Source organism: Nocardia sp. NPDC058633 (assembly GCF_042717045.1).
Classification (GTDB): domain Bacteria; phylum Actinomycetota; class Actinomycetes; order Mycobacteriales; family Mycobacteriaceae; genus Nocardia.
The window spans coordinates 126,222-136,970 of record NZ_JBHXRA010000021.1 but is presented as its reverse complement, the minus strand read 5'-3'; the positions used below and the strand labels follow the sequence as shown (position 1 = coordinate 136,970).

The window sequence follows — 10,749 nt, the reverse complement described above, 5'->3', positions numbered from 1 at the left end:
TGCCGAACGTCCACAGGCCGAGCCCGAAGTCGGGTGGCATCACCTGCAGTGTCGAGGCGACCGCGGCGATAGCGTTGGACATGCGGGTGGTCGACCCCTCCGCGGTGCCCATCGACGACGACACGTCGAGCAAGACCGTGGCGTTCACGCCGAGGACCGGGTTGGCCAGCGTGGACTGCACCTTCTCCAGTGCCGCGCGCGGCGGATTCGCCGGTGCCGAGCCGATCGCGGGCCCGAAGCCCTCGGTGGCGAGCGTGCCCGCCTGCTCCGGCGCGCGCAGGAAGTCGATGAACCGCGACGCGATCAGATTCTGGGTCTTGTCCACCCAGGGACCCGACAGCAGTGCCGCGGGATAATCGGCCAGCGGCGCGGTGCCGACCGGCCGGAACGCGGTGAGCCCACCGGTGCCGAGTTGCTGTTGGGTCGCGGCGACCGCGTGCACGTCGTCGCCGGTGGGGTCCGCGCTGATCGCCGACATGGCGGTCAGCAGGTCGGCCGGTGCCTGCGCGCCGGCGGCGAGCCCGGAGATCGCGGCGACGACCTGACCGGACCCGGCGGCCTGCTCGGTCAACGGCTCGGTCCCCGAGATCGCACCACCGATGGACGCCGCGGCGGCGGTCGTCGCGTCACCGACGGGCAGGGCCATGCGCAGCCCACCCCACCCGGTCAAACCGACGTCGTCGAGCGAACCCTGCTGCAGGCGCGGCAGGTCGGCCCACGTGATGTTGTGTTGTTCGAGCGCTTGGCGCAGCGCATCGGGCACGGCCAGCACGATCGGGCTGGTGGCGATGGACGCGGGCGTGCCCTCGATCAGGCCGGGCACCCGAACCAGCTCGATCGACCGGCTCGAGTCGGCGATCCACAGCCCCGGCTTCGGGCCCAGCGCCGGATCCCAGCGGGCGATATCGGCGAGGCCGCTCACCAGGGAGCTCGACGGGCGGGCCGAGACCTTCACCTGTGCGCAATGGTCGCGCACCCGTGGCTTGGTCGCGTTGTAGCGCTCGGCCGCGGCCCGTACCGGACCGGCGATCGCCGGGTCGACGGTGACATCGAGAGAGGCAGGCCCCTCGACGCACTCGGCGGCGGCCGCGACATCGGTCGTCTCGGCGCGATCGCTGAGTTGCAGCCACGCGAACACGGCCACGATCACCACGACGAGCGCCGATGCCGCGATGACCGGACCCTTGCTGATACTTCGAGATCTGGTCCCGTTGCGATGCGTACCCACGCGGCAAGTTTAAGGACACCGCGCCTGACCGCAGCACAGTGCATACCCCGACGCATCGCCGCAGGTCAGCGACGTGGGTGTACGAGAGCGGCCGGGTGTCGGAGTCGACACCCGGCCGCGAGACGATCAGCCTCGAATCACGCGACCGCGGTCGTATTCGCGGCCGCCCCACACCCCCGACTGCCCCGTCTGCGCCGCGTACTCGGTGCACCCCGCGAGCAACGGGCAGCCGGCGCAGATCCGGCGGGCGTAGTCGAAGTCCTGCGACGGGTACGGAAACCACGCCTCGTGGTTGGGATCACCACGGCAGGCGGCGCGGTGCCACTGACCCGAATCGGACAGGGTCAGCAGTTCGGTCAGTGCGAGGTCGGTGGTGGTCACGGCGCGTACTCCTTCCAGATCCGGCGCTGCTTGCGGGCGAGCGGGTCGGGAGCCTTGGGCTCCCACAGCAGCCGCATCCCCGCCTCTTCCGGCGTGCGGTCGGCCTTGCCCGCATTGCACGGTGCGCAGCAGGCGACGAGATTGCTCCAGGTATTGGGTCCGCCCCGACTGCGCGGGCGGATGTGGTCGACGGTGTGCGCCCAGTCGGCGCAGTAACCGCACCGGTGCTGGTCACGACGCAACACCCCGGCCAGCGTGGCGCGGCTGTCGTCACCGATCGGCGCGACGTGCGCCAGGTAGACGTAGCGCACCAACCGGATCGTTTCCGGCAGCCCGATGACCAGGTGCTGCGATCGGATCGGAAACCGCGGCACCCGCTCGATCACGGTCTCGGCGGCCCCGCTGATCAGCAATGTCACGGCCCGGTCGGCGGTGATCTCGTCGAGGGCCTCGTAGCTGGCATTCAGTACGAGCACCCTCGTGTGTATCCACGTATCGGAAGCGGGCGCCGTCGGATCGACGGCATGACGAATCATCATGGGAATCACCATGTTTCGAAAGAGAACGAACGTCGGGAGCAGAAAGGGTCGGGCGCCTCAGGCCACGAACCGGAGACGGCCGGAGCCATCGATACCCAGGCGCATCGCGCACTGGGCCGAATTCGCGTGGCGATAGGTCTGTTCCGACTGTCGCTGTGGCGCTTGCTGTTTCACGGCCGTCTCCTCCTCTCGATACTGCTCGTCGGTTCCTCGCCCGGTGCGAATCACCTGCGTGAAATCATGGTGGCACATCGTGTCCGAAATGTCGGCTGATTTATTTTCGGTCGGCGGTGACGAGTTCCGCGCAGCGTTCGCCGACGAGCATGACGGTGATGTTCGGATTGACCGTGGTGTGCGCGGGGAACACCGAGGCGTCGGCGACCCGCAGGCCCTCGACGCCCTTGACCCGCAGTTCGGGGTCGAGCGGGCTCATCGGGTCGTCGACCGCGCCCATGCGGACCGTGCCGACCGGGTGATAGACGGTGTTGTGGGTTCGGCGGATGTAGTCGGCCAGTTCGGCATCGGTCTGCGCCTCGGGTCCTGGATAGAGCTCACGCTCCACCCATTCCGACAGCGGCGCGGTCGCGGCGATCTCGCGCGCTTTGCGCAGACCAGCGATCATCACCCGCATATCGTGGCCCTCGGGATCGGTGAAATAGCGCGGGTCCACCTTCGGCTTGTCCCGGAAATCGCGCGAGCGCAATCGCACGGTGCCGCGTGAGCGAGCATGGGTGACGTTCGGCGTGAGACAGAAGGTGTTGTCCGCGGTCGGATAGCCCTGTCGGAGCGTGTGCATATCGAACGGGACACTGCCGTAGTGCATCATCAGATCCGGCCGGTCGAGACCGTCTTCGGTCGGGGTGAAGATGCCCGCCTCCCACCACTGTGTGGAACTTCGCACCATCGGTCGCGTCGTCTCGAAACCGATCACGCCCTCCGGGTGGTCCTGCAGATTCGCGCCGACGCCGGGGGAGTCGACGATCACCTCGATGCCGTTCTCGCGCAGGTGAACTGTGGGTCCGATGCCCGAGAGCATGAGCAGCTTCGGCGAGTCGACGGCGCCGGCGGAGACGATCACCTCACGGTCGGCGGTGATCCTGGTGGTGCGGCCGAACGCGTTGTCGGTGATGTCGACCCCGACGGCCCGGCCGTTCTCGATCACGATCTTCTTGGCCCACGCGCCTGTCCGAACGGTGAGGTTCGGTCGGTCGAGATGGGGGTGCAGATAGCTGACCGACGACGACGAGCGCGTCCCATCGGAGCGCCGGTTGATCTGAAAGAAGTTGGCGCCGTTGACGACTGTGCGTCCCGCGTTGAACTCGGCGCGCGGGATACCGACCGCCTCGCAGGCGTCGAGCAGGGCCACACCGCACGGATCGTTCGGCGGCACCGTCATGATGTGCACCGGGCCGCCGCGACCGTGATGATCGCCGGGGGCGTCGTTGGTCTCGATCTGCGGATAGAGCCGATACACCGAATCGGCGCCCCATCCGGCGGCGCCGTGCTCGCGTTCCCAGGAGTCCAGGTCCTCGCGCGGCGCCCAGAACGCGATGCAGCTGTTGTGCGACGAGCAGCCACCGAGCACCTTGGCGCGGGCGTGGCGCATGAACGAATTACCGTTCTCCTGCGGCTCGATGGGGTAGTCCCAGTCGTAGCCGGACTCCAGCAGTTCCATCCAGCGGTCGAGTCGCAGGACGGCCGGGTCGTCGACATCGGAGGGCCCCGCCTCGAGCAGGCAGACCGTCACCGACGGGTCCTGCGACAACCGGGACGCGACGGCCGCCCCCGCCGAACCGCCGCCGACAATGACGTAATCGTATGCGGTCATCGCTGTTCCTCCCGATCGGCGAACCAGCCGGTGACGCCCGGCCGGAGATTCTCGTAGACGTGTTTGGCCTCGCGATACTCGTGCAACCCGGAGGGCCCGAGTTCGCGGCCCACGCCCGAGCGGCCGAATCCGCCCCACTCGGCCTGCGGCAGGTACGGCCCGAAATCGTTGACCCACACGGTGCCGTGGCGCAGCCGGGCGGCGACGCGGCGCGCGCGGGCGGCGTCACCGGACCACACCGCGCCCGCGAGACCGTACTCGGTGTCGTTGGCGATGGCGACGGCCTCGTCCTCGGTGGTGAAGGTCTCCACGGTCACGGTGGGCCCGAACGCCTCGTCGTGCACACACGCCATCGCGCGCGTGGCCCCGTCGATGACGGTCGGCCGGTAGAACCACCCGTCGTCGAGGCTGCCCGACCCCTCGTCGCCGGTGGCGAACGCACCACCGGTGCGGATGACGGCACCCTCGGCGCGGGCCTGCTCGACATAGGCGTGCACCTTGTCGCGATGGGCCGCCGAGATCAGCGGCCCGGTTTCGGTGCCCTCGGCGAAGGGCAACCCGAGCTGGATCTGCTCGGCGCGACGGACCAACTCGTCCACGAAACGCTCGTGTGCCGATTCCTCGATCACCAGGCGAGCGCCCGCCGAACACACTTGGCCGGAGTGCAGGAAGGCGGCGTTGAGCGCGTTGTCGACGCTTGCCGCCAGCCGTTCATCGGTGTCGCAGGCGTCGGCGAAGACGACATTCGGGTTCTTGCCCCCCAGCTCGAGTGCCACCTTCTTGACCGTGGCGGCGGCCTCGCGCGCGATGAGCTTGCCGGTGGCCAGACCGCCGGTGAACGAGACAAGGTCGACATCGGGATGCTCCGACAGCGGCGCACCGGCGTTGGCGCCCGCGCCGAGCACCAGATTGGCCACGCCGGCGGGCACGCCGAGGTCGTCCAGCACCGACATCAGCAGAATCGCGGTGTGGGGGGTGAGCTCGGCCGGTTTGAGAACGAACGTATTGCCTGCCGCCAATGCCGGGGCGACCTTCCAGGCGGCCTGCAGCAGGGGGTAGTTCCACGGCGTGATCAACCCGCAGACACCGACCGGCTCATAGACGATGCGTGAGTCGATGTCGGGGGAGCCCGCGTCGACCACGCGACCCGCATCGTCGGCGGCCAGTTTGCCGAAATACCGGAAGCAGTTCGCGATGTCGGACATGTCGATGTCGGACTCGTAGGGGCGCTTGCCGGTATCGAGGGTTTCGGCGCGGGTGAACTCGGCCCGCCTGGCGTCGATCGCGTCGGCGACGCGCAGGAGCAGGTCGCCCCGTTCGGCGGCGGTGGTCCGGCGCCACGGTCCCTCGTCGAAGGCCCGGCGGGCCGCGGCGATCGCGGCGACCGTGTCGTCTCGGTCCGCCTCCGCGACGGTACCGACGAGGGAATCGTCTGCCGGACAACGGATATCGCGCGTCTTGCCGGACGCCGACGGTCGCCAGGAGCCGTCGATATAGAGGGTTTCGCTCATGATGGATCCCTTCACAGATCGCTGTCGGTGCGGTCGACGTCGCTGGATTCGGGCTCGTGGTGGTCGGTGGCCGACCGGCGCAGGTGCAGATAGCCGAGGTGGCGTTCGTACTGGTCGAGAATGTCGCCGATGACCTGTTCGCGGCTGTAGCCGTTGAGCGAGTACCCCTGCGATCCCTCGGCCAGATAGACCTCGCAGCGGAAGTACCGATCGCCGGAGCGCTGCGCGAGCACGGCATAGGTCGGAGTCGGTGCCGACACCGGCCACACGCCGTATTCGAACCGGGGTTCGCCGGCCTGATCCACCAGCAGACGTGGCGAGGGCAGTCCCTCGCTGGACTGGGAGTCGTCGATGGTCGCCGTCATCCCCATCCGGTCGAACTCGGCCGCGACATCGTGGACGGCCGGAACGACGGTGCCGGTGATGAACTTGCGGCTGGCCGCCGCCCCCGGATACTGGATGGTCGACAGCAGCCTGCGCCGCCAACTGCTGAGTTCGGCCGGGCCGCGCCCGGAGGCGAGAGCCTTGGGTAGCGCGGCGCGGTAGCTGTCGAGCTTGTAGGACTCGTTGCGCACGGCGCGCAGCAGCGCGATGCCGATCAGCGCCAGCACGAACGAGAAGGGCAGCCCCATGATGATGGTGGCGTTCTGCAGGGTCGTGATGGACCCGCCCGCGCCGGCGAACAACATCGACAGGGTCAGCAGTCCGATCGCGGCTGACCAGAAGATGCGGGTGCTGCGGGCGCAATCAGCCATCGGGTCAGGCAGTTTCGAGGTGAAATTGCCCATGACCAGCGATCCGGAGTCGGCGCTCGTCACGTAGAACAGCAGCCCGGTGATGGTCGCGATGCCGAGCAACAGGGTCGCGCCGGGATACTGCTCGAGCAGCGAGTAGAAGCCGAGCTCGGCTCTGGCCGCGGTCTGCTCGGCAAAGGCCTTGTCGTCCCTGGCGACCTCGAGGGCGCTGTTGCCGAAGACCGAGATCCACAGCAGGGTGAAGCTGAACGGCACGACCAGGACACCGAAGATGAACTGTCGCAGCGTGCGTCCGCGCGAGATGCGCGCGAGGAACAGGCCGACGAACGGCGCCCAGGCCACCCACCACGCCCAAAAGAACAGCGTCCAGCTGTCGAGCCAGGTCGACGGCGCGTTCGCCGTCTCCGGGTTGCGTTCCCACGCGAAGGTGTCGAGGGTCCGGTCGAGGAACGTCGACAGGTAGTCGCCCGCGTTCTGTGCCATGCCGTTGAGCAGGAAGTCGGTGTTGCCCGCCACCATGATGTAGACCAGCAGCGCGATCGCCATGATCACGTTGAGCTCCGACAGCCGCCGGATGCCCTTGTCGACGCCGGTGGTGGCCGAGATCGTGGTGATGGCCACCGACAGCGCGATGAGCCCGATCTGGGCGGCCTTGCCCTGCGAGATGCCGAACAGCTCGTGCAGGCCGTAGTTGAGCTGGACGATGCCGATGCCCAGCGAGGTGGCGATGCCGAAGATGGTGCCGAGTACCGCGGCCACGTCGATGGCGTCGCCCCATCGGCCGTGTACCCGTTTGCCGAAGATCGGATAGAGCGCGGCACGGATAGTGAGCGGCAGGTTGTGCCGGAACGCGAAGTAGGCCAGCGCGCCGCCCATCAGCGCGTACATCGCCCAGCCGGTGATGCCGTAGTGGAAGATCGTCCAGGAGACGGCGTCGCGGGCGGTCTCGTTGGTTTCGGCCGGGCCGAGCGGCGGGTGCAGGTAGTTGTAGACGGGCTCGGCGACCGAGAAGAACATCAGGTCGATGCCGATCCCCGCCGCGAACAGCATCGACGTCCAGGAGAACAGGCTGTACTCCGGCCGTGACTCTTCCGGCCCCAGCCGGTAGCGGCCGTACCGGCTGGCTCCGAGGAAGACGACCAGGCCGAGAATGGCGGTGGCGAGCACGAAATACCACCAGCCGAACCAGGTGGAGATGAACGTCTTGACCTCGCCGACGACGGTTTCGGCGCTCGACGGTGCGGCCAGTGCCCAGATCCCGAAGGCGAGCACGGCGCCGGCCGACAGCAGGAACACCGGCTTGTTCACCGAGCGCCGGTCGGCTACAGGATGTCCCGAGGCCCCGTCCTGCGTGGTCTCGGCAGGTGATCCTTGCGTGCCGTCGTCCCCAGGTTTGCTGACACCGCCCATGCGAGGCAGGCTAGTTCGTGCTCACCGGCAGATCGGGGACCTTCAGCGGTTGCCGACCTCGTGTTCGAGCCGAGGTGAACCCCCAGACGACGAAACCGGCCATGGCGTAGAACGCACCGGCTGCACAGCAGGCCCACCACCCCCACAACGTGTACGCCCACGTGGTCGTGACCGCGCCGAGGGCCGACCCGAGCGAGTAGAAGGCCATGTAGGCGCCGATGACGCTGCCCGCGCGGTCGGGGTGCGCGGTGGTCAGCAGATGCTGGCTGCTCACGTGGACGGCCTGGACGGCGAAGTCGAGCACGACGATGCCGATGACGAGCCATACCAGCGTCGTTCCGGTCCGCGCGACGAGCAGCCAGGACACGGCGAGCAACAGCAGCGACCAGCCGGTGACCGCCTGGGCGCGACCGGCGTCGGCCCATCGGCCCGCTCGTCGCGCACCGAGAGCTCCCGCGAGTCCCGCCAAGCCGAACAGTCCGATCGCGGTGGTGCCGAACGACCACGGGTCGGCACCGAGCGGGAGCGCCAGGCCGCTCCAGAGGGTGCCGAAGGAGGCGAAGAGGAACAGGGTGATCAGTCCCCGGCTCAGGAACAGTCGATCCGTGGCTACGAGCCGAACCATCGACCACAGAATCTGTATGTATCGATCGCCGGATGCTCGGGCGTCGGCGTGCAGATTGCCTCGCGTCACGAGGGCGAGCGCCGCGCAGAGCACGGCGAGCGCGACGTAGACGGCTCGCCAGCCGAGCGTGTCGCCCAGAACGCCCGCGACGACCCGGACACCGAGAATGCCGACCACCACCCCGGCGGTGACGGCGCCGATGTTGTGGCCGCGTTCACCGGGCGCCGACACCGCCGCGACGTAGGCGACCGTCACCTGGACGACCACCGCGAACAGCCCGGCGATCGCGAGCCCGGCCACCGCGACGGCGCCGTTGGGCGCGGCAGCCGTGATCGCCGCCCCTACCGCGGTGAGGGCAAGCAGTCCGCCGATGAGTCCTCGCCGGTTCACCAGGTCGCCGAGCGGTACGAGCAGGATCAACCCGGCGAAGTACCCGACCTGACCGGCCGCGATCAGCAGCCCCGACGACTTCGGCGACAGTCCCAGTTCGCTGCCCGCCACCGCCAGGACGGGCTGGATCGCGTAGATCGTGGATACCGCGGCCGCGCACACCGCCGCGAGAACGAACCGCTGTGCTCGCGTGATTCCCGCGTCCACCCGACCTCCAAAAGAGTAGCAAAATGAAACCAATTCACGATAAGGAATAATGGTTTCGAATTGCAACTCGCAAGGAGGTGGCCATGACCCCCGCAGCCGGCGCCGACCGCGCATGGACCGATCCGACCTGCCCCGTAGCCCGAACGGTCGACCTGGTGGGCGACCGATGGAGCCTGCTCATCGTTCGTGACGCCATGGACGGACCGTCCTCGTTCACCGAATTTCTGCAGCGGCTCGGCATCGCGCGCAACATCCTGGCCGACCGCCTGCGCCGCCTGGTCGAGGACGGCATCCTCGTCACCAGTGCTACCCCGAGCGGCAAGCGTCACGTCTACGAGCTGACCCGAGCCGGGCAGGACCTGTTCACCACCATCGTCGCCCTGCGGCAATGGGGGCAACGGCATGCCTTCGCCGACGACGAGCCCCGTTCGGCCCTGGTGGACCGCGACGGCAGGCCCCTCGCCGAGCTGTATCCGCGCGATCAGGCCGGTGCGGTGGTCACCGCCGACACCACCGACGTGCGACGTGTGGACTGAGCCGACCCGTCGACCGTCGGTGTCGCCGACGACCGCACGAACCTCCGATCAGAGGTTGCCGACCTCGCGTTCGAGGCGGCGGGCGACGAGGTCGCGAGCTTCTTCACGGAGTGTGGGACGAAAACCGCTGGGGTACACCGGATCCGCCGGTGTGTAGGTCTTGAGGACCTCCTTGGCGAGGGTGATCTTGTGGACCTCGGTCGGGCCGTCGGCAATGGCCATGACCTCGGCGTAGGTGGTCATATCGAGGAACGGGAGATCGGTGCTCACCCCCATCGCGCCGTGCAGATGCAGGGCGCGGCGGGCGATGTCGTTCATGACGGTGGGCATGGCGATCTTGATGGCGGCGATGTCCTTGCGGACCGCGCGGTAGTCCTGGGCCTGGTCGATGCGCCATGCGGTGCGCAGGACCAGCAGGCGGAACTGTTCCATCTGGATCCAGCTGTCGGCGATGCGTTCCTGGGTCATCTGGAAGCCGCCGAGCACACCCTTGCGGGCCGGGCGTGACACCGCGCGCTCACACATCATGTCGAAGGCTTTGCGTACCAACGCCACCGTGCGCATCGCGTGGTGCACGCGACCGCCACCGAGGCGGGTCTGCGCGACGACGAAGCCCGCGCCTTCCGCGCCGAGCAGGTGATCGGCGGGCACCCGGACATCGGTGAACCGCAGGTGCGCTTCGTGTTCACTGAACCCGGGCACGGTGAAGTTGCGCACCAGCTCGATCCCCGGCGCATCGGCGGGAACGATGAACATCGACAATCGCTGGTGTGGTTCGGCCTCGGGGTCGGTCACCACCATCACGATGTGGAAGGTGGCGAACTCAGCGGCGGAGTTGAACCACTTCTCGCCGTTGATGACCCACTCGTCACCGTCGCGCACCGCGGTGGTGCGGAACGCGGTCGGGTCCGAGCCGCCGGTGGGTTCGGTCATCACATAGCAGGAGCCGATCTCGCCGTCGAGCAGGGGCTGGAGATATTTCGCCTTCTGTTCCTCGGTGCCGAAATGCGCCAGAATCTCTGCGTTACCGGAATCCGGTGCCTGACAACCGAAGACGAGCGGTGCCCACATCGAGGTGCCGAGCACTTCGTTGAGCAGGGCCAGCTTGAGCTGACCGAACCCGGGGCCGCCGAGCTCGGGGCCGAGATGGCAGGCCCACAGGCCCTGTTCCCTGACCTGCCGTTGCAGCGGTCGCATCAGCGCCCGGATCTCGGGGTCGGTCCGGTCGTAGGGGTTGGGGTAGAGCAGATCCAGGGGCTCGACCTCGGTGCGGACGAACTCCGCCACCCAGTCGAGCTTGCGCTGGTACTCCGGATCGGTCTCGAAATCCCAAGCCATG

At 68.1% G+C, this 10,749-nt stretch carries 10 protein-coding genes; 2 read left to right on the top strand and 8 right to left on the bottom strand.

Annotated features, from left to right (window positions below; all coding sequences use genetic code 11):
• From ACFWUR_RS25620 to ACFWUR_RS25610, 3 genes are all read right to left on the bottom strand, one after another.
• On the bottom strand, positions 1–1,228 hold a 1,228-nt coding region (locus ACFWUR_RS25620), incomplete at its 3' end, for a substrate-binding domain-containing protein (RefSeq protein ID WP_378910171.1).
• 126 nt (positions 1,229–1,354) lie between these two features.
• Positions 1,355–1,609, bottom strand: coding sequence for a WhiB family transcriptional regulator (locus ACFWUR_RS25615; protein ID WP_378910170.1), 255 nt, complete (start codon positions 1,607–1,609; stop codon positions 1,355–1,357).
• Positions 1,606–2,148 (bottom strand): HNH endonuclease, encoded by a 543-nt coding sequence (locus ACFWUR_RS25610; protein ID WP_378910169.1) that lies wholly within the window; start codon positions 2,146–2,148, stop codon positions 1,606–1,608. The genes ACFWUR_RS25615 and ACFWUR_RS25610 overlap by 4 nt, the downstream gene beginning before the upstream one ends.
• On the opposite strand from ACFWUR_RS25610, the gene ACFWUR_RS25605 reads away from it, so the two are divergent.
• Positions 2,134–2,421, top strand: a complete 288-nt coding sequence (locus ACFWUR_RS25605; protein WP_378910168.1) for a hypothetical protein — start codon at positions 2,134–2,136, stop codon at positions 2,419–2,421. The two genes, ACFWUR_RS25610 and ACFWUR_RS25605, sit on opposite strands and share 15 nt — an antisense overlap.
• A gap of 1 nt (position 2,422) precedes the next feature.
• Here ACFWUR_RS25605 and ACFWUR_RS25600 read toward each other — a convergent pair whose 3' ends face one another.
• From ACFWUR_RS25600 to ACFWUR_RS25585, 4 genes are read right to left on the bottom strand one after another with little or no spacing between them, the layout of a single operon-like run.
• The gene (locus tag ACFWUR_RS25600) at positions 2,423–3,976 is read right to left on the bottom strand and encodes a GMC family oxidoreductase (protein ID WP_378910166.1); all 1,554 of its coding nucleotides are present in this window, start codon (positions 3,974–3,976) and stop codon (positions 2,423–2,425) included.
• Positions 3,973–5,487, bottom strand: a complete 1,515-nt coding sequence (locus ACFWUR_RS25595; protein ID WP_378910165.1) for an aldehyde dehydrogenase family protein — start codon at positions 5,485–5,487, stop codon at positions 3,973–3,975. Before ACFWUR_RS25595 ends, ACFWUR_RS25600 begins: the two co-directional genes overlap by 4 nt.
• 11 nt (positions 5,488–5,498) lie before the next feature.
• A complete protein-coding gene (gene betT, locus ACFWUR_RS25590; RefSeq protein ID WP_378910164.1) occupies positions 5,499–7,652 on the bottom strand; it encodes a choline BCCT transporter BetT in 2,154 nt (717 codons plus the stop codon).
• A 10-nt stretch (positions 7,653–7,662) separates the two neighbouring features.
• Complete coding sequence (locus tag ACFWUR_RS25585; protein WP_378910163.1) at positions 7,663–8,874, bottom strand: MFS transporter; 1,212 nt, start codon at positions 8,872–8,874, stop codon at positions 7,663–7,665.
• Between the two features lie 83 nt (positions 8,875–8,957).
• Here ACFWUR_RS25585 and ACFWUR_RS25580 point away from each other — a divergent pair, with 83 nt between their 5' ends.
• Positions 8,958–9,410 carry a winged helix-turn-helix transcriptional regulator gene (locus ACFWUR_RS25580; RefSeq protein ID WP_378910162.1) on the top strand — a complete coding sequence of 151 codons (453 nt, stop codon included), beginning with the start codon at positions 8,958–8,960 and terminating at the stop codon, positions 9,408–9,410.
• Positions 9,411–9,458: 48 nt separating this feature from the next.
• Here ACFWUR_RS25580 and ACFWUR_RS25575 read toward each other — a convergent pair whose 3' ends face one another.
• The gene (locus tag ACFWUR_RS25575; RefSeq protein ID WP_378910160.1) at positions 9,459–10,748 is read right to left on the bottom strand and encodes an acyl-CoA dehydrogenase family protein; all 1,290 of its coding nucleotides are present in this window, start codon (positions 10,746–10,748) and stop codon (positions 9,459–9,461) included.
• Between the last annotated feature and the right edge of the window lies 1 nt (position 10,749).